Raw genomic sequence first — 21881 nt, forward strand, 5'->3', positions numbered from 1 at the left:
CGCCGCCTAGGCTCATCGGCGTGAGTGATCGGCACATCCTGACCGCAGTCGCCTGGCCCTACGCCAACGGCCCGCGGCACATCGGCCACGTCTCCGGCTTCGGCGTCCCCTCCGACGTCTTCAGCCGCTACCACCGGATGGCCGGGAACCGGGTGCTGATGGTGAGCGGCACCGACGAGCACGGCACCCCGATCACGGTCGCCGCCGACGCCGAGGGGATCACGCCCCGGCAGATCGCCGACCGGAACAACCGGATCATCGTGGGCGACCTGCAGTCCCTCGGGCTCAGCTACGACCTGTTCACCCGGACGACGACGGCCAACCACGCGCAGATCAGCCAGGACATCTTCCTCGGCCTGCTCAAGAACGGCTACGTCTTCCCGAAGACGACGCTCGGCGCGATCAGCCCGAGCACCGGCCGCACCCTGCCCGACCGCTACATCGAGGGCACCTGCCCGATCTGCGGCTACGACGGCGCGCGCGGCGACCAGTGCGACAACTGCGGCAACCAGCTCGACCCGATCGAGCTGGTCAACCCCGTCAGCAAGATCAACGGTGAGACGCCGAAGTTCGTCGAGGAGGAGCACTACTTCCTCGACCTGCCGGCGTTCACCCGGGCGCTGGGCGACTGGCTGGGCACCCGCACGAGCTGGCGGCCCAACGTCCTGAACTTCAGCGTCAACCTGCTGGAGGACCTCAAGCCGCGCAGCTACACCCGGGACATCGACTGGGGCGTGCCGGTGCCGCTCGACGGGTGGCGCGACCGGCCCGACAAGCGCATCTACGTCTGGTTCGACGCCGTCGTCGGCTACCTGTCGGCGTCGATCGAGTGGGCCCGCCGCTCCGGGGAGCCGGACGCCTGGCGGCAGTGGTGGCAGACGCCGGACGCGGACGCCTACTACTTCATGGGCAAGGACAACATCGTCTTCCACTCCGAGATCTGGCCGGCCCAGCTGCTCGGCTACAACGGCGCGGGCGACAAGGGTGGGACCCCGGGCTCCCTCGGCCGGTTGAACCTGCCGACCGAGGTGGTCTCCAGCGAGTTCCTCACGATGGAGGGGCGCAAGTTCTCCTCCTCCCGCAACGTGGTCATCTACGTCCGCGACTTCCTCGCCCGCTATGACGCCGACGCGCTGCGCTACTTCATCGCCGTCGCCGGGCCGGAGAACCAGGACACCGACTTCACCTGGGCGGAGTTCCTGCGCCGCAACAACGACGAGCTGGTCGCCGGGTGGGGCAACCTGGTCAACCGCACGGTGTCGATGGCGGCCAAGAACGTGGGCGCCGTCCCGGCCCCTGGGGAGCTGACCGAGGCCGACCGTGCGCTGCTGGACACGACGTCCGGCGCGTTCGCACCGGTCGGGGAGCTGCTGTCCCGCAACCGGCAGAAGGCGGCCATCGGCGAGGCGATGCGGGTCGTCGCCGAGGCGAACAAGTACCTGTCGGACCAGGCGCCGTGGAAGCTCAAGGAGGACCCGGCCCGCCGGGACACCGTCCTGCACACGGCGCTGCAGGCGATCAAGGACTGCAACGCGCTGCTCACCCCGTTCCTCCCGCACTCGGCGCAGAAGGTGCACGAGCTGCTCGGCGGGACCGGGGTCTGGTCACCCGCCCCGCGGATCGAGGAGGTCGCCGACCTCGACGACGGCTCGCCGTACCCCATCATCACCGGGGACTACGACGAGGGGCAGGCCGGCTGGGGGTCCACCCCGATCCCGCCGCCGGGCACCCCGTTGGTCCCCCCCACCCCGATCTTCAGGAAGCTCGACGACTCGGTGGTGGCCGAGGAGCTGGCCCGACTGGAGGAGAAGGCGCAGTGAGCCGGTCGGCCGCGTCGCGCGCCAACAGGCGCGGCGAGCCGCCGCCGTCCCCCGAACCGCTGCCGGCGCCCGCGCTCGACAGCCACACCCACCTGGACATCGTCCTGGGGGAGCGCCCGGCGATGAGCGAGCACGGCGAGTGGGCGTCCGAGGCCGCCGTCGACGCGGAGATCGCCGCGGCCGAGGCGGTCGGCGTCCCGCGGCTGGTGCAGGTCGGTGTCGACGTCGCCTCCTCGCGGTGGTCGGCGGCGCTGGCGGCCCGGCACCCCAACGTGCTGGCCGCCGTCGCGCTGCACCCCAACGAGGCCGGTGACGGCCGGGCGACCGACGAGGCGCTCGCCGAGATCGACCGGCTGGCCGCGCTGCCGAGGGTGCGCGCGGTAGGGGAGACGGGGCTGGACCGGTACCGCACCGGCCCGGAGGGCTGGGCGGCCCAGGAGGCGTCGTTCCGGGCGCACATCCGGATCGCCAAGGAGCACGGCGTCGCGCTGGTCATCCACGACCGGGACGCGCACGAGGAGATCCTCCGGGTGCTCGAGGACGAGGGCGCCCCCGAGCGAACCGTCTTCCACTGCTTCTCCGGCGACGCGGTGTTCGCCAGGGCCTGCGTCGAGCGGGGCTACGTGCTGTCGTTCGCGGGCACGCTGACGTTCGGCAACGCCGGGTACCTGCGCGAGGCGGCGGCGCTCACCCCGCCGGCCCAGCTGCTGGTGGAGACGGACTCACCGTTCCTCACCCCGGTGCCGTTCCGGGGCCGCCCGAACGCCTCGCGGCTGGTTCCGCACACGGTCCGTGCGCTGGCCGAGGTCACCGGCACGGAGCTGGCCGAGCTCTGCCACGCTCTCACCGCCACCGCCGAGCGCGTCTTCGGCAGCTGGGCGGACGACGACCACCGGTAGCTGCAGGGTCGTTCCGAGCGGGGGGCCGGAGTCTCCCCCGGCGCGGGACATGTGGGGCTCAACAGAAATGGGGGACGGCACGTGGCCGCGTTGTCGTCCGGAGGACGACAATCAACACCGTGGGTCGTCTCATCGCGGTCGTGGTCTTCGTCGCTCTGCTGGTGCCGGGCGTGCTGCTGGCCCGTGCCTGGAAGCTCGCGGCGGATCGCCGCGCGGTCGCCGGCGGGGCGGTGGAACTGGCCGAGCCGACTCCGGAGGGGGCGGCGACGCTGCGTCGGCAGGCGGCCCACGGACGCCGCTGGCGGCGGCTGGGCCTGCTCCTGGGCCTGGCCGGGATCGTGGTCAGCGTGGTCGTCCTCGCCGAGGCGTCGGTGTTCCTGTGGATCCCCGTGCTCTCGGTCGGGCTGCTGGCCGGGGTCCTGCTGGCCGAGGTGACCCGCCCGCGCCCGCGGTGGGCGCTGAGCTCGCCGCCGCGCCGCCCGCGCCAGGTCGAGCAGATCTCCCCCTGGCTGGTCTGGACGATGCGCCTGGTGGTCGCCGCCGAGCTGGTGACGGCCGGGTGGCTGTGGTCCTCCGGTGCGCTGGGTGACACCACCGTCTGGGCGGTGGTCGTCGTCCCGCTGGCGGCCTGGCTGCTGGCGGAGGGCGCACTGCTCAGGGCGCTGGTCCGACCGCTGCCCGCCAAGGGGGCCGACGTGCCGATCGACGAGGCGCTGCGCACGTGGACGGCCCACCTGGTGGTTGCGGCCGCGAGCGTGACCGCCCTGCTGCCGTTCGGCACGCTCCTGCTGCGCGCCGGGCTGGACCTCGGGGAACGGGTCAGCGAGAACTTCGACGTCCTCCCCGTGGCTCTCGTGGCCGGTGGGTTCTCCGCGCTGGCCGCCGGGCTGGCCGTGACGGGCTTCCTGCTCAGCTGGCTCCGGCCGGTGCGGACGAGCGCGCCTGCGCTGGCGGGGTGACACCGCGCCGTCCCCGACCCGCGGAAGACCGCCCACGCCGTGTGCTTGGTCACCCCCGTACGAGTGCCGCGCTCACGTCCCATCCGCATCACCCGGCTCGTCCGTCACGATCGGTGTGGGCGCGTCTACGGCGCGCAGCTGGCCGGTCTGCTTCACTCGTCGTGCACCGATGCCACGCGCAGAGTGTTCGTTATCGTGTCGTGATCGACAGCCGGGGTGGAGAGCGACCCGGGTGGCGCGCGACCGGGATCTCCCGGCGGCCGCTGCCCGAGCCGGCACCCGCGGGCGGGCCGCCCCGGCGGCCCGGCCGTTCTCCTGCCCGGGTTCTGTGACCCCTGGAAGTGTCGTGCGCCGCTCCCTGCAGCTCAGCCTCTTCGCCCTCGTCCTCCTCGGACTGGTGGGCGGGACGCTGGCCTTCTTCCTCGCCCAGAAGTCCGTCGCGCTCACCGTCGACGGTCAGGCCCGCGACGTCGGCACCTACGCCGGCACCGTGGGCGACCTGCTGGAGGAGGAGGGCATCACCCTGGCCGCCCACGACGTCGTCCTGCCGTCGGCGGACCAAGAGGTGGCCGACGGCGACACCGTCGTCCTCAACCGGGCCCGGCCGCTGCAGCTCACCGTGGACGGCGTCTCGCGCTCGGTGCACGTGACCGCGCTGTCGGTCGAGGAGGCGCTCGACCAGCTCGGCTTCCGCGCCGACGGCCTGGTCCTCTCCGCCAGCCGCAGCGACCGCCTGCCGCTCGAGGGCATGCAGCTGTCGATCACCACGCCGAAGCAGATCGTGCTGGTGGCCGACGGCGCGGAGCGCATGGTCACCACGACCGCCGCGACGGCCGGCGACCTGCTCGCCGAGCAGGGCATCGCGCTCACCGACACCGACCGCACCAGCCTCAAGCCCACCCAGGCGCTGCTCGACCGGATGCGCCTGCAGGTGTTCCGGGTGCAGGTCACCGAGGTCACCGAGACCACCCCGGTTGCGCACGGGCGCGTGGAGACCAAGGACGCCGAGGCGTTCGCAGGCGACGAGACGGTCACCCAGCGGGGCGTCGACGGCGAGCAGACGACCACCTACCGCGTGACCGTCGTCGACGGCCAGGAGACCGGCCGGGAGCAGCTGTCCACCGCCGTCACCCGGGCGCCGGTCGACGAGCTGGTGTCGGTCGGCACCAAGGCGCGCCCGACGAACAGCCCCTCCGCCGACGGCCTCAACTGGGCCGCCCTCGCCGCGTGCGAGTCCGGCGGCCGCGCGAACGCGGTGAGCGGCACGGGGAAGTACCACGGGCTGTACCAGTTCTCCGTGGCCACGTGGCAGGCGGTCGGGGGGAGCGGTCTCCCGTCGGCCGCCCCGGCCGATGAGCAGACCTACCGCGCGCAGCTCCTCTACCAGGCCTCGGGTGCCGGCCAGTGGCCGCACTGCGGGCCCCGCCTGTTCAGCTGAGCCCCCGCTGAGCACCACACCCGAACAGGCCGACGGGCTGCTGGGCCCGGCCGCGATCCGCGACCTGGCCCAGCAGCTCGACCTGCGTCCCACCAAGGCACTCGGGCAGAATTTCCTGCACGACGCGAACACGATCCGGCGGATCGTGCGCACCGCGGGGGTGCGGCCCGACGACGTCGTCCTGGAGGTCGGCCCCGGCCTCGGCTCGCTCACCCTGGGCCTGCTCCCGGTGGCGGCGCACGTGACGGCGGTGGAGATCGATCCCCGGCTGGCGACCCTCCTGCCCCGGACCGTCGCCGAGCGCCGGCCCGACCTGGCCGACCGGCTCACCGTCGTGGAGGGCGACGCCCTCCGCGTGACGGAGCTGCCGGGGCCGTCCCCGACCGCGCTGGTCGCGAACCTGCCCTACAACGTCGCCGTCCCGGTGCTGCTGACCCTGCTGGAGCTGCTGCCGACCCTGGACCGGGCGATGATCCTGGTGCAGGCCGAGGTGGCCGAGCGGCTCGCCGCGGCACCCGGGGCCCCGGCCTACGGCGTCCCCTCGGTGAAGGCGGCCTGGTACGGCGAGGTGCGCCGGGCCGGCAACGTCGGACGCCGGGTCTTCTGGCCCGAGCCGAACGTCGACTCCGGCCTCGTGGGCCTGGTCCGTCGCCCACCGCCGCCGGGCGACCGGGAGGCGACCTTCGCCGTCGTGGACGCGGCCTTCGGCATGCGCCGCAAGGGCCTGCGCGCGGCGCTCGCACGGTGGGCGGGCAGCCCGGCCGCGGCGGAGGCGCGGCTGCGGGCGGCGGGCATCGATCCCTCCGCCCGGGGCGAGCAGCTCTCGGTCACCGACTTCGCACGCCTGGCGGCCACCGAGGCGGTGCAGGCGTGAGCAGCGGCGCGACCGGGACCGCCCGGGAGGCCGTGGTCGTCCGGGCGCCGGCGAAGATGAACGTCCACCTGGGCGTCGGCCCGCTGCGCGCCGACGGCTTCCACGGCCTGGCCACCGTCTACTTCGCCGTCTCGCTGCACGACACGGTCACCGCCCGGCCGGGGGAGGGGCTGTCCCTGCGGCTCTCCGGCGAGGGCACCGGCACGGCGAGCGGCCCGGGGCAGGTGCCCAGCGACCGCACCAACCTGGTCTGGCGCGCGGCCGAGCTGCTGGCGGAGTCCGCCGGCGTCCGGCCCGACGCGGACCTGGAGGTCGCGAAGAACATCCCCGTCGCCGGGGGGCTGGCCGGCGGCAGCGCGGACGCCGCCGCGACGCTGGTGGCCCTCGACGTGCTGTGGGGCACCCGCGCCGGCCGCGAGGACCTCCTGCGGCTGGCTGCCCAGCTCGGCAGCGACGTGCCGTTCGGCCTCGTCGGCGGTGTCGCCCTCGGCACCGGGCGGGGTGAGCACGTGTCTCCGGTGCTGGCCGCCGGCCGGTGGCACTGGGTGCTCGGCATGGCCGGAGAAGGGCTGTCCACCCCGGCGGTCTACGGCGAACTCGACCGGCTGCGCGCCGAGGGCCGGGTGCCGGACGTGACCGGGCCGACGCCGCCCGACCCCGTCCTCGCCGCCCTGCGCGCCGGCACGGCCGCCGAGCTCGCGGCCGCGCTGTCCAACGACATGCAGCCGGCCGCGCTGAACCTGCGGCCCGACCTTCGCCGGGCTCTGCGCGCGGCGGAGGACGCCGGTGCCCTCGCCGCGCTGGTGAGCGGATCGGGCCCCACGGTGGCGGCGCTCGCGCCCGACGAGCAGGGCGCCGTCCGGCTGGCGGCCGAGCTGGCCGGGGCCGGGGTCTTCCGCACCGTGCGCGCCGTCACCGGGCCGGTGCCCGGTGCCCACGTGGTGCCCTAGCCGGAGGGGACGCGTCGGGCCCGGCTACGGGTGCGGGTCGAGGTGGGACAGGCCGTTGTACGCCAGGTTCACCAGCTGGGCGGCCACCTCGTGCCTGCCCGGGGAGCGGGTCTCCAGCCACCACTGGCCGGCCAGCGCCACCATGCCCACCAGCGCCTGGCTGTAGAGCGGGGCCAGCTCCGCCCGGTAGCCGCGGATCGCGAACTCCCGTGCCAGGACGTGCTCGACCTGGCGGGCGAGGTCGCCGATCAGCGACCCGAACGAGCCGCCCCCGCTCGTCACGGGGGTGTCGCGGGTGAGCACCCGGAAGCCGTCGGTGTCCGCCTCGATGTAGTCGAGGAGGACCAGCGCCGCGCGCTCGAGCAGCTCCCGGGGGTGGCCGGGCGCCGACACGGCGGCGCCGAACCGGTCGAGCAGGCGGTGCATCTCCCGGTCGACGACGACGGCGTGCAACCCCTCCTTGCCGCCGAAGTGCTCGTAGACGACCGGCTTGCTCACCGCGGCGTGTGCGGCGATCTCCTCGACCGAGGTTGCCTCGAACCCTTTGAGGGCGAACAGCTCGCGGCCCACGTCGAGCAGCTGGCTCCGCCGCTCGGGACCGGTCATGCGCACCCGGCCCCGCTTCGGACGGGACCCGGCCGGGGACGCCGTGCCGGATGCGCTCACCCCGCCACCGTGCCCGGAGGACGGCTCCGGCCCGGGCGCCCGGGAGATCGCGGGATGCCCCGGCGGAGGAGACGCCGGGGAGGGGACCGTCAGCTGCCGGCCGCAGCGGGGGCGCGACGCTTGGCCGCGAGCCGCACCGGGTCGGGCCACTTCACGTTCGACGCCCAGCCGAGCTTCTCGAACACCCAGATGGTGCGGGCGCTGATGTCGATCTGACCGCGCAGCACACCGTGCCGCGCGCACGTGGGGTCGGCGTGGTGGAGGTTGTGCCACGACTCGCCCGCGCTGAGGATCGCCAGCGGCCAGAAGTTCGTCGCCCGGTCGCGGCCGGGGGAGACGAAGGGCCGGTCACCGACCACGTGGCAGACCGAGTTGATCGACCAGGTGACGTGGTGCAGCAGGCCGATGCGCACCAGCCCGGCCCAGAAGAACGCCGTCCAGGCGCCGGCCCAGCTCATCGTCACCAGGCCGCCGATGACGGCCGGGAGGAAGAGGCTGATCGCCGCCCACACCGTGAACAGGCGGTCGGTGGTGACCAGCGCGGAGTCCTTCATCAGGTCGGGTGCGTAGCGCTCCTGGCTGGTCTTGCGCCGCTCGAACAGCCAGCCGAGGTGGGCGTGGAACATGCCCTTGAGCAGCGCGCGGGCGTCGGTGCCGTAGCGCCACGGCGAGTGCGGGTCGCCGTCGCGGTCGGAGAAGGCGTGGTGCCGCCGGTGATCGGCCACCCACTGCACGACCGGGCCCTGCACGGCCATCGAGCCGGCGACGGCCAGCAGCAGCCGCAAGGGGCGCTTGGCCTTGAAGGAGCCGTGCGTGAAGTACCGGTGGTAGCCCACGGTCACGCCGAGCAGCGTGAAGAAGTAGAAGCCGACGGCGAGCCCGACGTCGAGCCAGGACAGCCCCCAGCCCCACACGGCCGGGACGACCGCCGCGATGGCGAGGAAGGGCACGACCACGAAGGCGTAGAGGGTGACGATCTCGAGGACGCTCTTGCGCCGGCCGATCGCGTTGGCCGGCAGCCCGGCGTGTGGTTCTGCGGCGCGCGGAGGCGCCATGGGTCGGGTGCGAGCAGGAGCGGACAAGGGGCCTCCGGGCGATCGAGGTGGGGATGCGGCCGGCGCGGCTGCGGCCCGGCTCCGTGGCCGTAACCTACGCCTCCGTAGGGAAGCCGGCGACCCGAGCGGGGGACGGCGGACCCCGGGGCAGGTGCCCACCACCGCCACCGGGCCCTAGGCTCGCTCCGGGCGGCCGTGCACCGGCGCCCCCGGGCCGCACCGGCACCGGGATGGGGGATGGGGTAATCGGCAGCCCGCCGGCCTTTGGAGCCGGGAAGTCTCGGTTCGAGTCCGAGTCCCCCAGCCAGACGTCCGTCGTCGCCGACCGAGGAGATCCGTGCCCCACGTGCAGCCCGCCGCCCCCGCACCCGCCCCGCCGGTGGCCGCCGTCGTCGTCCTGGCCGCCGGGCAGGGGACGCGCATGCGCTCGTCGCGGCCCAAGGTGCTGCACGCCCTCGGGGGGCGCAGCATGCTCGGCCACGTGCTGGCAGCCGCCGCGCCGCTGGGCGCCGGCGCGACGGTGGTGGTCGTGGGCTCCGGTCGCGACCAGGTCGAGCAGCACCTGGCGCAGATCGCGCCCACCGCGGTGCCCGTCCTGCAGGAGGAGCAGCTCGGCTCGGGGCACGCGGCCGCGGTCGCCCTGGCCGCCGTGCCCGACATCGAGGGCGCCGTCCTGATCGTCAACGGGGACTCCCCGCTGCTGACCACCCGGACGCTCGACGCCCTCGTGGCGGCGCACGACGCGGCCGGCAGCGTCTTCACGGTCCTGACCGCCGAGGTCGATGACCCGACCGGACTGGGCCGGATCGTCCGGGACGAGCGCGGGGCGCCGCAGGCCATCATCGAGGAGCGGGACGCCACGGCGGAGCAGCGCGCGATCCGCGAGGTCAACGCGGGCGTCTACGTCGCCGCCGCCGGGACGCTGCGGCGCGTGCTGGCGGGGCTGGCGACCGACAACGCCCAGGGCGAGCAGTACCTGACCGATGCGCTGGCCCCGCTGGTAGCCGCTGGTGCGCCCACCGCCGCCGTGGTCGCCGAGGACCCCGACGACGTCCTCGGCTGCAACGACCGCCGCGAGCTCGCCGCCCGCCGGCGGACCCTGAACGACCGGGTCCTCGACGAGCTGATGCGCAGCGGGGTCACCGTCGTCGACCCCGCGACCACGTGGGTCGACGTCACGGTCTCGGTGGGCCCCGACGCCGTCCTGAGGCCGGGCACCCAGCTCGAAGGGGTGACGTCGATCGGGGCGGCCGCGGAGGTGGGGCCGGACACGACGCTGGTCGACACCGAGGTGGGGGAGGGTGCCTCCGTCGTCCGGTCGCACTGCCTCGGGGCCGTCATCGGGCCGGAGTCCACCGTCGGCCCGTTCAGCTACCTGCGCCCGGGGACGCGGCTGGCGGGCGACGCCAAGGTCGGCGCCTTCGTGGAGGCCAAGAACGTCGAGGTGGGGGAGGGGTCGAAGGTGCCGCACCTGTCCTACGTCGGCGACGCCACCATCGGCCGGGGCGCGAACATCGGCGCGGCCACCGTCTTCGTGAACTACGACGGCGTGACCAAGCACCGGACGACCATCGGCGACCACGTGCGGGTCGGCTCCGACACCATGCTCGTGGCGCCGGTCACGGTGGGGGACGGCGCCTACACCGCCGCCGGGTCGGTCATCACCTCCGACGTCCCCCCGGGGGCCATGGCCGTCGCTCGGGCCCCCCAGCGGAATGTGGCAGGCTGGGTACGTCGCCGACGGTCCGGTACGCCCGCTGCGGAGGCCGCGGCAGCGGCCGAGAGCCGGACCGCGGCACCCCGGGAGGACCGGTCCGAGCCCTCCCGCGCGGACTCCGACAGCTAGGGACGGCGAGCCGATGAGTGCCATCCGGCAGACGACGAACAAGAGCATGATGCTCTTCTCCGGTCGGGCCTACCCCGAGCTGGCCGACGAGATCGCCGGTCACCTGGGCGTGACGCCCACCCCGACGGCCGCCTACGAGTTCGCCAACGGGGAGCTGTTCGTGCGCTTCGAGGAATCGGTGCGCGGCTGCGACGCCTTCGTGGTGCAGAGCCACACCGCCCCGATCAACACCTGGCTCATGGAGCAGCTGATCATGGTCGACGCGCTCAAGCGCGCGTCGGCCAAGCGGATCACCGTCGTCGCGCCGTTCTTCCCGTACGCGCGGCAGGACAAGAAGCACCGCGGGCGCGAGCCCATCTCCGCCCGCCTGGTCGCCGACATGTTCAAGACCGCGGGCGCCGACCGGCTGATGACCGTCGACCTGCACACCGCCCAGATCCAGGGCTTCTTCGACGGTCCCGTCGACCACCTCTTCGCGCTGGACCTGCTGGTCAACCACGTCTGCGAGCGCTGGGGCGACCGCGACATCACCGTCGTCTCGCCCGACTCCGGCCGGGTCCGCGTCTCCGAGCGGTGGAGCGACAAGCTCGGCGGCACGCCGCTGGCGTTCATCCACAAGACCCGTGACCCGCTGGTCGCCAACGAGGTCGTCGCCAACCGCGTCGTCGGCGAGGTCGAGGGCCGGCTCTGCATCCTGGTCGACGACATGATCGACACCGGTGGCACGATCGTGAAGGCCGCGGAGACGCTGTTCGACGCCGGCGCCGCGGACGTCATCGTCACCGCTACGCACGGCGTGCTGTCCGGCCCCGCCGTCGAGCGGCTGTCCAACAGCAAGGTCAGCGAGGTCATCGTGACCAACACGCTGCCCATCGAGCCGGCCCGCCGGTTCGACAAGCTCACCGTCCTCTCGATCGCGCCGCTGCTGGCGCGCGCGATCAAGGAGGTCTTCGAGGACGGGTCGGTCACCAGCCTGTTCGACGGGGCCAGCTGAGCACCCACCCGCCCGCGTCGCTGGGCGCCGGGCCGACGCCCTGGGAGGATGGCCGGCGTGCCCGCTCGTTCCAGACTCAGTGACGCCCAGGTCGCCGCCGTGGCGCGCCACCACTTCGGGCTGAGCGCCCCGGTGCCCGACCTGCCCGCGGGCGACGCGTTCGAGGACGCCCAGGGCGTGCCGGTGGCCGTCCGCGAGAGCGACGGGTTGGCGGTGGCCGAGATCCCGCGCTGGCGCTCGCCCGCGGAGGTCGCGCGGCGGCTGGCGGAGCGCGGCTGGTCGGCACCGGCCGCCTGGGTCGGCCGGCCCCCCGCCGACGCCACGCAGCTGCCCGCGCGCGTCCTGGCGCTGCTGCCCGTCGCCGGGACGCCGGCGGACTCCGCCGCCGTCTCCGCCGGCGCCGCCGCCTGGGCCGACGTCCGCGCGTCCGGGCGCGAGGTGGAGCTCGTGCTGGTGCCGGTGACCGCCGCCCACCCGGAGGTCGCCTGGGCCGACCTGGCCGCCGCGTACGGCGGGACCCTGCTGGGCGAGCGGGTCGATCCCGAGCCGGCGCGGACGGGCGGGCAGGTGCTGTTCTTCACCGGCCTGTCCGGCGCGGGCAAGTCGACGATCGCCGGTCGCGTGGTCGAGCTGCTGCTCGAGGCCGGCTCGGCGGTCACGCTGCTCGACGGCGACGAGGTCCGCCACCACCTGTCGGCGGGGCTCGGGTTCTCCCAGCAGGACCGCGACACCAACGTGCGGCGGATCGGCTGGGTGGCCGCGCAGATCGCCAAGCACGGCGGAATCGCCGTCTGCGCCCCGATCGCCCCCTACGCGGCGGTGCGGGCCGATGTCCGGCGCGAGGTCGAGGCCCAGGCCGGGCGGGGCAGCTTCGTGCTGGTGCACGTCGCCACCCCGCTGACCGAGTGCGAGGCCCGCGACCGCAAGGGGCTCTACGCGAAGGCCCGCCGCGGGGAGATCCCGGCGTTCACCGGGATCAGCGACCCCTACGAGGCGCCCACCGACGCCGAGGTCACCGTGGACACCACGGGCAAGGACGTCGAGGCGTGCGCCCGGCTGGTGCTCGACGCGGTCCTGGCCGGCCGGGTGCAGTAGAGGTCAGCGGGTGCGGCCGGTGTGCCGGTCCTGCACGACCAGGCGCGCCGAACCCGGGCTCAGGTGCCTGCGCTCCTCGCGCGTCCCGGGGGGCCGGGCGGGCTACAGGACCATCCCGGCGCCGACGGTGGCGTTGGTGCCCTCGTCGACGAGGATGAAGCTGCCGGTGGTCCGGTTGACCCGGTAGGGGTCGGTGAACAGCGGCGCGGTGACCCGCAGCTGCAGCCGCCCGATCTCGTTGAGCCGGAGCCTGGCGGTGTCCTCGTCGCGGTGCAGGGTGTTCACGTCCAGCCGGTACCGCAGATCCCTAACCATGGCCCGGGCCGACCGCGTCGTGTGCTTGATCACGTACTTCCCGCCCGGCCGCATCGGCTCCTCGTGCAGCCAGCAGACCATCGCCTCGACGTCCTGGGACGAGGTGGGCTGGTTGTTGGGACGGCAGATCATGTCGCCGCGGGAGATGTCGAGCTCGTCCTCGAGCCGGATCGTCACCGACATCGGCGGGAACGCCTCGGCGACCGGGCCGTCCCTGGTCTCGATCGCGGCGATCCGCGACGGCAGCCCCGACGGCAGCACGACGACGTCGTCACCGGGCTTGAGGACCCCACCGGCCACCTGCCCGGCGTAGCCGCGGTAGTCCGGGTACGACTCGGAGAACGGGCGGACGACGTACTGCACCGGGAACCGCGCGTCGATCAGGTTCCGGTCGGAGGCGATGTGCAGCTCCTCCAGGTGGTGCAGCAGCGAGCTGCCCTCGTACCAGGGCATGTTCGCCGACCGGGTGACGACGTTGTCGCCGGCCAGCGCCGAGACCGGGATGACCGTCAGGTCGCCGACGTCGAGCTTGGCGGCGAAGTGGCGGAACTCGTCGGCGATCGCGTCGAAGACGCCCTGGTCGTAGTTGACGAGGTCCATCTTGTTCACGCACAGCACCAGGTGGGGCACCCGCAGCAGCGAGGCCAGGAAGGCGTGCCGACGGCTCTGCTCGAGCAGGCCCTTGCGGGCGTCGACCAGGATCAGCGCCGCGTTCGCCGTCGAGGCGCCGGTGACCATGTTCCGGGTGTACTGGACGTGCCCGGGGGTGTCGGCGACGATGAACTTCCGCTTCGGCGTCGCGAAGTAGCGGTAGGCGACGTCGATGGTGATGCCCTGCTCCCGCTCGGCCCGCAGGCCGTCGGTGAGCAGCGCCAGGTTGGTGTACTCGTCACCGCGCGCGGCGCTGGTGCGCTCCACCGCCTCCATCTGGTCGCTGAAGATCGACTTGGTGTCGTACAGCAGCCGGCCGATGAGCGTCGACTTCCCGTCGTCCACCGAACCGGCGGTGGCGACCCGCAGCATCTCCATCAGAAGTACCCCTCACGCTTGCGGTCTTCCATCGCGGCCTCGCTGGCCCGGTCGTCGGCGCGGGTCGCGCCCCGCTCGGTGACCCGCGTGGCCGCGACCTCCTCGACGATGTCCTCGACGGTGCGCGCCGCGGACTCCACGGCGCCGGTGCAGGTGACGTCCCCGACGGTGCGGTAGCGCACCGTCGCCTCGAAGACCTCCTCGCCCGCGGCGGGCGGAACGTGCTCGTTGGGCCACAGCAGCATCCCGTCGCGCAGGAAGAGCTCGCGGCGGTGGGCGAAGTAGATGGACGGCAGCTCGATGCCCTCCCGGCCGATGTACTGCCAGATGTCGAGCTCGGTCCAGTTCGACAGCGGGAAGACCCGGATGTGCTCACCGCGGTGGTGCCGGCCGTTGTAGAGCGACCACAGCTCCGGGCGCTGGTTCTTGGGGTCCCACTGGCCGAACTCGTCGCGGAAGGAGAACACCCGCTCCTTGGCACGGGCCTTCTCCTCGTCGCGCCGCGCCCCGCCGAAGGCCGCATCGAAGCCGTGCTGCTCGATCGCGTCGAGCAGGGTGACCGTCTGCAGCGGGTTGCGGCTGGCCCGGGGGCCCTTCTGCTCGCGCACCCGGCCGGTGTCGATCGACTCCTGCACCGATGCCACGACCAGCGCGACGCCGGCCTCGGCGACCCGGCGGTCGCGGTAGTCGATGACCTCGGGGAAGTTGTGCCCGGTGTCGACGTGCATCACCGGGAAGGGGATGCGCGCCGGCCAGAACGCCTTCTCGGCCAGGTGCAGCATCACGATCGAGTCCTTGCCGCCGGAGAACAGCAGCACGGGGCGCTCGAACTCGGCGGCCACCTCCCGGAAGATGTGCACCGCCTCGGCCTCGAGAGCGTCGAGGTGGCCCAGCTCGTACAGCGTGGTCATGCGCGGATCCCCCCATCGGAGCGGGCCGGTCCCAGGTCCGCCAGGGCGCCGAGCAGCCGCTCGGTCAGCTCCGGCCGGCAGACCACCAGGTCCGGCAGGTACGGGTTCGGCTGGTTGTAGGCCAGCGGTGAGCCGTCGAGCCGGCTCGTGTGCGCCCCGGCGGCGCGCGCGACGGCGACCGGCGCCGCGGAGTCCCACTCGTACTGGCCGCCGCCGTGCACGTAGGCGTCGGCCTGCCCGCGGACCACGGCCATCGCCTTGACGCCGGCCGAGCCCATGGGCACCAGCTCGGCGCCGAGCGCGGCGGCGAGGTCCTGCACGAGCGCCGGCGGGCGGCTGCGGCTGACGGCCAGCCGTACCGGCCCCACGGCGCGCGGAGGCAGCGTCGCGGGAGCCGCCGTGCCCAGCGTGACGCCCTCGGCGGGCAGCGCGACCGCACCCGCGACCAGCTCGCCGCGCTCCCAGAGCGCCACGTGGACGGCCCAGTCGGCGCGGCCGGCCTCGGCGAACTCCCGGGTGCCGTCCAGCGGGTCGACGATCCAGACGCGCTCGGCGCTCAGCCGGGCGGCGTCGTCCGCCCCCTCCTCGGAGAGCACTGCGTCGCCCGGGCGCTCCTCGCGCAGGCGGGCCAGCAGGTGCTCGTGCGCGGCGGCGTCGCCGGCGTCCTTGAGCGCGTCGGTGCCGGGGAAGGAGCCGGTCCGGACGCGGAGGAGCACCTCGCCGGCCGACGTGGCGAGGGCGTGCGCGAGGGCGTGGTCAGTACCTGAGTGCATTCGTCTTCCATTCACCGGCGGTGTCCCGATACTGGGCGATCGGGCGCCGGTGCAGCACCCGCCCTCATCCCTCCGGGTCAGGCGCCGGCCCGCCGCGCGGCTGGGGTAGCCTTTCTCCCGTTGCCCGGCGAGGGAGACGGTCCGTCCGTACTCCGTGATCGACGTGCGTGTGCCCCGTGGGGTGTGCTGCGCCCGGTCGCCGGACCGCAGACCGATCCACCCTTCTGAGGAGCACACCACCGTGGCTGACTTCCGCCTCGACGCCGAGACCCGCACCGAGTTCGGCAAGGGCAGCGCCCGCCGCACCCGCCGTGCCGGCCGCATCCCGGCCGTTCTCTACGGGCACGGCCACGACGTCGTCCACCTGTCCCTGCCGGCCCGCGAGTTCGCCGCGGCCCTGCGCAACGGCGGTTCGAACGTCCTGCTGACCGTCGTCCTGGACGGCCAGGAGCAGCTGGCCCTGACCAAGGCCGTGCAGCGCGACCCGCTGACCCGCGTGCACGAGCACGTCGACCTGCTGCTCGTCCGCCGCGGCGAGAAGACCACCGTCGACGTGCCGATCGTCGTCGTGGGCGAGCCCGCGCCCGACGCCATCCCGAACCACCAGCTGAACACCGTCTCCATCGAGGCCGACGCGACGCGGCTCCCGGACAGCATCGAGGTCGACGTCACCGGCCGCGGCGCGGGCCAGAACATCACCGCCGGCGACCTGGTCCTGCCGGCCGGCTCGACGCTGATCACCGACTCCGAGGCCCTGGTCATCGGCTTCCTGGGTGCGCCCACCGCCGAGGCCCTCGAGGCCGAGCTCGCCGAGGCCGAGGCCGAGGCCGGCATCGAGCGCGAGGAGTCCGACGAGGCTGCCGAGGGCGTCGGCGAGGGCGACGTCGTGCCCGAGCCGCTCGACCAGGGCAGCGGCGAGTCGATGGACGCCGCCGGGAACAGCACGAACGACTGAGGCATCCGCTGACCGAGAGCACCGACCGCAGGGGCGCCGGCACCGCCGGCGCCCCTGCGGCGTCCCCGTCCCCGAGGGGCCGTTCCTGGTGGTCGGGCTGGGCAATCCCGGCCCCGCCTACGCCGGGAACCGGCACAACGTCGGTGCGATGGTCCTGGGAGAGCTCGCCCGGCGCGCCGGGATCCGGCTCACCGCGGGCAAGGGCGCCCGTGCCCGGGCGCTGGCCGGGGAGGGGCGGCTGGCCGGGCGACGGGTCGTGCTCGGCCAGCCGCTGACGTACATGAACGAGTCCGGCGGCCCGGTCCGCGGCCTGCTCGACTACCACAAGCTGTCGCCCGAGCAGCTCGTCGTCGTCCACGACGAGCTGGACATCCCCTTCGGCGCGGTCCGGCTCAAGCGCGGTGGCGGGGAGGGTGGCCACAACGGCCTGCGGTCGATCACCCGCTCGACCGGGACCAAGGACTACCTGCGCGTCCGGGTCGGCATCGGCCGCCCGCCCGGCCGGCAGGACCCCGCCGACTTCGTCCTCAAGGACTTCTCGGGCGCCGAGCGCAAGGAGCTCGACCTCCTGCTGGTCGACGCCGCCGACGCCGCCGAGGCCCTCCTCGCCGCCGGTCTCGAGGCCGCGCAGAACCAGGTGCATCCCCGCAGCTGACCCACCCGGGGCGCCGGCCCGGCCCGGCAGGACGGCGCAGGGCCCGTTCGGGTGAAGCGCGCCCGCTGCGGATTGACGCCTCGGGTGACTCTCGGTGAGTGTGGCTGGCAATCAGCACGCTCACGCATGCGGATGTCGCTGCTGAACGGCCCGCCACCAGGCCGCGGGCATGGTTGCGGCTACGGTGCGTGACATCGTTCGGGGGGACGCATGCTTCTGGACCGCCAGCAGACGAGTACGGGGGCGGACATCGTGCCGGGGTCGCCCGGTGGATGGACCGCCGGTGCCCGGCCACGTCCGCGGCCGCTGGGCCGGCGCTCCTCGCCCGGGTGGGTGCGGTCCTACACCGTCGCACTGGTCACCGCCGAGACGCTGATGGCGGGTCTGGCCGGCTCGGCGGTCCTGCTGACCCGCGCCGGGGAGGTCACCCCGGGCACACCGTTGCTGTGGGCGGCCCTGGCCCTGCTCGTCGCGTGGCCCGGCCTGCTGGGCGCGACCGGCGCCTACTGCCAGCGGGTGTACGGCACCGGCAGCGACGAGTACCGCCGGGTCGGTCGCGCCGGCTTCCTGGTCCTGGCCCTGGCCAGCTTCCTGTCCTACATCGCGGCCCTCGACCTCAGCCGCGTCCTCGTCGTCGTCGCCATCCCGGCTCTCACGGTCGCCAGCCTCCTCGGCCGGTACGTGGCGCGCAGCCGGCTGCGCCGCCTGCGCGCGCAGGGGCAGTGCACCAAGAAGGTCGTCGTCGTCGGTCGGGGAGGCGCCGTCCTCGAACTGGTCACCCGGCTGCAGCGGGAGCGCTACGCCGGTCTCGACGTCGTCGCCGCGGCGGTGACGCCGGCCGACCGCGCCCGCGTGGCCGACGAGGCCGGGGTGCCGGTCGGCGGCCTGGACGACGTCCTCGCGCTCGCAGCCGCCCACGACGCGGACACCATCGCCGTCACCTCCGCCAGCGAGACCGCCGCGCAGTACCTGCGCCAGCTCTCCTGGCAGCTCGAGGGCACCGGCATCGAGCTCCTGGTGGCCCCCGGCCTCATCGAGGTGGCCGGTCCCCGGCTGCACATCCGCCCGTTCGAGGGGCTGCCCCTGCTGTCGGTCGAGCAGCCCTGCTTCGAGGGCTGGCGCCGGGTGGTCAAGGGCGGGTCCGACCGGGTCGTCGCGGCGATCGCGCTGCTGCTGCTGGCCCCGGTCATCGCGCTGATCGCCGTCGCCGTCGGCCTCACCAGCCGCGGTCCGGCGCTGTACCGGCAGGAGCGCGTCGGCCTGGGCGGGAAGTCGTTCACGATGCTGAAGTTCCGCAGCATGGTGGTCGACGCCGACCGCCAGCTGGACACGCTGCGCGGCGACAACATCTCCGACGGCCTGCTGTTCAAGTTGCGCGCCGACCCGCGCGTCACGCCGGTGGGCCGCCTGCTGCGCCGGCTGTCGCTGGACGAGCTGCCCCAGCTGCTCAACGTGCTCGGCGGCTCCATGTCGCTGGTCGGCCCCCGGCCCCCCCTGCCCGACGAGGTGGCGCGCTACGACACCTCGGTCAGCCGGCGGCTGCTGGTCAAGCCCGGCCTGACCGGGCTGTGGCAGATCTCCGGGCGCAGCGACCTGTCGTGGGAGGAGTCCGTGCGCCTGGACCTGCGCTACGTCGAGAACTGGTCACTGGCGACCGACGTGCTGATCCTGGCCAAGACCGTGCGCGCCGTCCTCAGCCGCTCGGGCGCCTACTGAGCTACCGCTGACGGACGAGGGCCCCGACCGCGCGGTCGGGGCCCTCGCCGTCGGGGGAGCCGGGATCAGACTCCGCGGCCGTGCCGGTGCAGGGTGGCCATCACCGTGTCGGCGGACACCAGCCGGGCCGCCACCGCGAGCGCGAGGAAGGCCCGCGGCTCCGACCGGCGCCGGCGCAGCGCCCGGAGGGCCCACCGGGCCGCCGCCCGGCGCTGGCCGAGGGCGGCGTGGCCGAAGGCCAGCTGCCCGAGGACGCGGGCGGCGCCGGTGTCGTCGGCGGCGATCGCGGGGTGCCGCCCGAGCATCCAGGTCAGCGACGCGACCCGCGTCTGCCACTGGCGCGAGAAGTGCGAGCTGCGGCCCCACAGCACCCGGACCAGCGGCTCGTCCACGTGCGGGATCGGCGCCAGGGATGCCGCTCGCAGCAGCATGTCCCAGTCCTCGTTCTGGCTGCCGGGGATGGCTTCGTCCACCAGGCCCAGCGATCCCAGGAGCGCCGAGCGGCGCAGCAGCAGGGTGGAGCTGTGCAGCATCGCCATGCGGCTGCGCGTCAGCTGCGCGAACGTCACCTCGTCGGCGCCGGCCAGACGGGGAACCTCCTGGTCCTCGAACGCCACGCGGATCGCGGTGGTGACCAGCGGCGCCCCGGGGTGCTCCCGGGCCCGCGCCAGCTGCGCACGGAGCTTCCCGGGCAGCCAGGTGTCGTCGTCGTCGCAGAAGGCCACCCAGTCGGTGTCCAGGGCGAGGATGCCGGTGTTGCGGGCCCCGGCGAGCCCCGGGCTCCGTTCGTTGGTCACCACGCGGACCCGCCGGCCGGACCGGCTGAGGCCCTCCAGCGACCTGTCCGGCTCGGCTCGGTCGTAGACGACCACGACGTCGAGGCCGGCGGCCTCGTCGGGGCCGAGCTCCTGGCCGAGCACGGTCGCCAGGGTCTCCCGCAGCAGCTGCGGGCGGTCGTGCGTGGGGACGACGACGCCGACGGTCGGTGCCCCGGGGGCGCCCGCCGGGGTCACCGCGCGGCCCGGCGGAGGTAGCCGTAGACCGCCAGGAGCGGCAGGGTCAGCGCGCTGACCAGCCGCTGGTCGCCGGCCGGTAGCTCCCGGCGCCAGGCGTCGTCCCGGCGCAGCGCGAGCGGGCCGGTGCGGAAGCGCATCGGGTTCCCGGCCACGGTGTGCGCCGGGGAGAGGACGACCGAGTGCCCGTCCACGACGCGCGCTCCCGAGCCGGCGGGGAGCCCCGCGAAGACGGCGAGGTCCTCCACGGCGGTCGCCGGCCGCGCCACGAAGTCCTCGTAGCGGAGCCGGCGGGTCGGGGTCCCGAGGCGGCGCAGGAGCGCGAACAGCACGTTGTGCCCGACCCACAGGACCGACGACCGGGTGGGGGAGTAGCGGGTCATGAGTGCCTCGCCCCCCGCCTCCGGACGCCGCACCTCCTTGGTCCAGGAGTAGGCGACGCCGCGGGGGTCGCGGACGACGTGCACCACGCGCAGGTCGAGGTCGGGCGCGGTGCGCAGGCAGAAGGCGAGCGAGGAGTGCTTGCTCGAGTCGATGACGACGGCCCCGCCCGAGACCTGGCTGATCGCCCGGTAGAGCGTCCGGTACGTGGCCACGTACTCGGCCAGCCGCGGGTCACCCCGGCGCAGGCGGGCGCGGAGCACCAGCTGCGGGATGTGACGCGAGCGGTCCACCTCGGCGCGCAGCGCCACCATGCGAGCGGCCAGCGCGGGTTCCCAGCCGCCGAACGCGACCGCGCCCACCTCGGTCCAGAACGGGCAGCGGCTGAAGGGCTCGCCGCAGCCGCACGTCTCGTCGTCGAGGACGCCGCGCTGCCACAGGTGGACCACCTCGCCCACCGAGCACACCCCCGGGAGCTCGCCGAGCACCCGTTCGAGCACCGTGCTCCCGCTGCGGCCGAGGCCGCCCAGGTAGAGGACCCGGGGACGCTCCCCGGCGGGGACCGCGGGCGCCGGGACGCCGTCGACGCTCGGAGAACTCACCCGTCCAGGATCCCACCCGGCATGATCGATGTGACCCACCGTTACCCCCTTGGGGGGAGGCTGGGGGAAAAATCCGGTGAACGGCCTGTCAGACGTTCATGATCAGCAGATGACAGCGACGGAGAGTGAGCGGCGAGTCGAGGTCGGTGGCCTCCCGATCGACGTCCTCACCGAGGAGCAGGTCGTCGAGCGCGTGCGCGCGGCGCTCGTCCTCGGGCACGGCGGCTGGATCGCCACGCCCAACGTCGACCACCTCCGTCGTGCCTCGCGCGATCCGCGTCTCGCCTCGCTCATCGGCTCCGCGGACATCAGCGTCGCCGACGGTGCCCCGGTGGTCTGGGCCGCCCGGCTGGCCGGCCGCCCGCTGCCCACCCGGGTCACCGGCGCCGACCTGCTCTGGTCGCTCAGCGCCGCGGCGGCGCAGGACGGCCACAGCGTCTTCCTGCTCGGCGGCGAGCCCGGTGTCCCCGACCGGGCGGCCGAGGCGCTCCGGGCGGCCTACCCCCGGTTGAAGGTCGTCGGCGCATGCTCCCCGCCGTTCGGGTTCGAGCACGATCCCGAGGAGCTCGGGAAGTGCCGCGAGATGCTGCTCTCGGCCCAGCCGGACATCGTCTTCGTGGGGCTCGGCTTCCCCAAGCAGGAGCACCTCATCGACGCCTTCACCTCGCTGCTGCCCTCGGCCTGGTGGCTCGGGTGCGGCGCGGCGCTGCCCTTCGCCGCCGGCGAGCTCAGGCGGGCACCCCGGTGGATGGGGTCGGCGGGCCTGGAGTGGCTCTACCGCCTGGCGCACGAACCACGGCGGCTCTTCCGCCGGTACCTCGTGGAGGACGCCCCCTACGCCCTGGTGCTGCTCAGCTGGGCGCTCGGCACCCGGGTGCGCGCTGTCCGCCAGCACTGAGCCCGCACCGCACCGGCGCCCTCGGGCGCCGACGCCG

At 74.3% G+C, this 21881-nt stretch carries 20 protein-coding genes and 1 tRNA gene; 14 read left to right on the top strand and 7 right to left on the bottom strand.

Going from position 1 to position 21881, the window contains the following annotated elements; translation table 11 throughout:
- Positions 1–20: 20 nt before the first annotated feature.
- The 6 genes from metG to ABC795_RS02930 all read left to right on the top strand — a co-directional run bounded on the left by metG (position 21) and on the right by ABC795_RS02930 (position 6940).
- Positions 21–1820: a methionine--tRNA ligase gene (gene metG / locus ABC795_RS02905; RefSeq protein WP_347059379.1), complete on the top strand. Its 1800-nt coding sequence runs from the start codon at positions 21–23 to the stop codon at positions 1818–1820.
- Complete coding sequence (locus ABC795_RS02910) at positions 1817–2719, top strand: TatD family hydrolase (RefSeq protein WP_347059380.1); 903 nt, start codon at positions 1817–1819, stop codon at positions 2717–2719. Before metG ends, ABC795_RS02910 begins: the two co-directional genes overlap by 4 nt.
- Before the next feature lie 119 nt (positions 2720–2838).
- Positions 2839–3678, top strand: a complete 840-nt coding sequence (locus tag ABC795_RS02915) for a hypothetical protein (protein WP_347059381.1) — start codon at positions 2839–2841, stop codon at positions 3676–3678.
- Between the two features lie 346 nt (positions 3679–4024).
- The gene (locus ABC795_RS02920) at positions 4025–5116 is read left to right on the top strand and encodes a ubiquitin-like domain-containing protein (protein ID WP_347059382.1); all 1092 of its coding nucleotides are present in this window, start codon (positions 4025–4027) and stop codon (positions 5114–5116) included.
- Entirely contained in the window at positions 5073–5990 is a 918-nt protein-coding gene (gene rsmA / locus ABC795_RS02925; protein WP_347059383.1) for a 16S rRNA (adenine(1518)-N(6)/adenine(1519)-N(6))-dimethyltransferase RsmA, read from the top strand. The genes ABC795_RS02920 and rsmA overlap by 44 nt, the downstream gene beginning before the upstream one ends.
- Complete coding sequence (locus tag ABC795_RS02930) at positions 5987–6940, top strand: 4-(cytidine 5'-diphospho)-2-C-methyl-D-erythritol kinase (protein ID WP_347059384.1); 954 nt, start codon at positions 5987–5989, stop codon at positions 6938–6940. Before rsmA ends, ABC795_RS02930 begins: the two co-directional genes overlap by 4 nt.
- 24 nt (positions 6941–6964) lie before the next feature.
- On the opposite strand, the gene ABC795_RS02935 is transcribed toward ABC795_RS02930, so the two are convergent.
- Positions 6965–7606, bottom strand: coding sequence for a TetR/AcrR family transcriptional regulator (locus tag ABC795_RS02935; protein WP_347059385.1), 642 nt, complete (start codon positions 7604–7606; stop codon positions 6965–6967).
- An 89-nt stretch (positions 7607–7695) separates the two neighbouring features.
- On the bottom strand, positions 7696–8661 hold the full coding sequence (locus tag ABC795_RS02940) for an acyl-CoA desaturase (protein ID WP_347059387.1): 966 nt from the start codon (positions 8659–8661) through the stop codon (positions 7696–7698).
- Between the two features lie 231 nt (positions 8662–8892).
- On the opposite strand from ABC795_RS02940, the gene ABC795_RS02945 reads away from it, so the two are divergent.
- The 4 genes from ABC795_RS02945 (at position 8893) to cysC (ending at position 12596) form a co-directional block, all read left to right on the top strand.
- Positions 8893–8968 (top strand) — tRNA-Gln (locus ABC795_RS02945).
- 30 nt (positions 8969–8998) lie between these two features.
- Positions 8999–10507: a bifunctional UDP-N-acetylglucosamine diphosphorylase/glucosamine-1-phosphate N-acetyltransferase GlmU gene (gene glmU, locus ABC795_RS02950; RefSeq protein ID WP_347059388.1), complete on the top strand. Its 1509-nt coding sequence runs from the start codon at positions 8999–9001 to the stop codon at positions 10505–10507.
- A 13-nt stretch (positions 10508–10520) separates the two neighbouring features.
- Positions 10521–11501, top strand: coding sequence for a ribose-phosphate diphosphokinase (locus tag ABC795_RS02955; RefSeq protein WP_347059389.1), 981 nt, complete (start codon positions 10521–10523; stop codon positions 11499–11501).
- Between the two features lie 57 nt (positions 11502–11558).
- A complete protein-coding gene (cysC, locus tag ABC795_RS02960; protein WP_347059390.1) occupies positions 11559–12596 on the top strand; it encodes an adenylyl-sulfate kinase in 1038 nt (345 codons plus the stop codon).
- 102 nt (positions 12597–12698) lie between these two features.
- Here the strand turns inward: cysC and ABC795_RS02965 are convergent, their stop codons facing one another.
- Genes ABC795_RS02965 through ABC795_RS02975 form a run of 3 tightly spaced genes read right to left on the bottom strand, consistent with a single transcriptional unit; the run spans position 12699 to position 15624 of the window.
- Entirely contained in the window at positions 12699–13940 is a 1242-nt protein-coding gene (locus ABC795_RS02965) for a GTP-binding protein (protein WP_347059391.1), read from the bottom strand.
- A complete protein-coding gene (cysD, locus tag ABC795_RS02970; RefSeq protein ID WP_347059392.1) occupies positions 13940–14851 on the bottom strand; it encodes a sulfate adenylyltransferase subunit CysD in 912 nt (303 codons plus the stop codon). Before cysD ends, ABC795_RS02965 begins: the two co-directional genes overlap by 1 nt.
- Positions 14848–15624: a 3'(2'),5'-bisphosphate nucleotidase CysQ gene (locus ABC795_RS02975; RefSeq protein WP_347059393.1), complete on the bottom strand. Its 777-nt coding sequence runs from the start codon at positions 15622–15624 to the stop codon at positions 14848–14850. The genes cysD and ABC795_RS02975 overlap by 4 nt, the downstream gene beginning before the upstream one ends.
- A gap of 241 nt (positions 15625–15865) precedes the next feature.
- Here ABC795_RS02975 and ABC795_RS02980 point away from each other — a divergent pair, with 241 nt between their 5' ends.
- The 3 genes from ABC795_RS02980 to ABC795_RS02990 all read left to right on the top strand — a co-directional run bounded on the left by ABC795_RS02980 (position 15866) and on the right by ABC795_RS02990 (position 18950).
- On the top strand, positions 15866–16579 hold the full coding sequence (locus ABC795_RS02980) for a 50S ribosomal protein L25/general stress protein Ctc (RefSeq protein WP_347059395.1): 714 nt from the start codon (positions 15866–15868) through the stop codon (positions 16577–16579).
- Between the two features lie 88 nt (positions 16580–16667).
- On the top strand, positions 16668–17234 hold the full coding sequence (pth, locus tag ABC795_RS02985; protein ID WP_347059397.1) for an aminoacyl-tRNA hydrolase: 567 nt from the start codon (positions 16668–16670) through the stop codon (positions 17232–17234).
- 210 nt (positions 17235–17444) lie between these two features.
- On the top strand, positions 17445–18950 hold the full coding sequence (locus tag ABC795_RS02990) for a sugar transferase (RefSeq protein ID WP_347059398.1): 1506 nt from the start codon (positions 17445–17447) through the stop codon (positions 18948–18950).
- A 65-nt stretch (positions 18951–19015) separates the two neighbouring features.
- On the opposite strand, the gene ABC795_RS02995 is transcribed toward ABC795_RS02990, so the two are convergent.
- Entirely contained in the window at positions 19016–19963 is a 948-nt protein-coding gene (locus ABC795_RS02995; RefSeq protein WP_347059399.1) for a glycosyltransferase family 2 protein, read from the bottom strand.
- Positions 19960–20946, bottom strand: a complete 987-nt coding sequence (locus tag ABC795_RS03000) for a sulfotransferase (RefSeq protein ID WP_347059400.1) — start codon at positions 20944–20946, stop codon at positions 19960–19962. Before ABC795_RS03000 ends, ABC795_RS02995 begins: the two co-directional genes overlap by 4 nt.
- Positions 20947–21055: 109 nt before the next feature.
- Between ABC795_RS03000 and ABC795_RS03005 the strand changes: the two genes are divergently transcribed.
- Complete coding sequence (locus ABC795_RS03005; RefSeq protein WP_347059401.1) at positions 21056–21844, top strand: WecB/TagA/CpsF family glycosyltransferase; 789 nt, start codon at positions 21056–21058, stop codon at positions 21842–21844.
- The last annotated feature ends 37 nt before the right edge of the window (positions 21845–21881 follow it).

The organism is Blastococcus sp. HT6-30 (assembly GCF_039729015.1).
Taxonomy (GTDB): Bacteria; Actinomycetota; Actinomycetes; order Mycobacteriales; family Geodermatophilaceae; genus Blastococcus.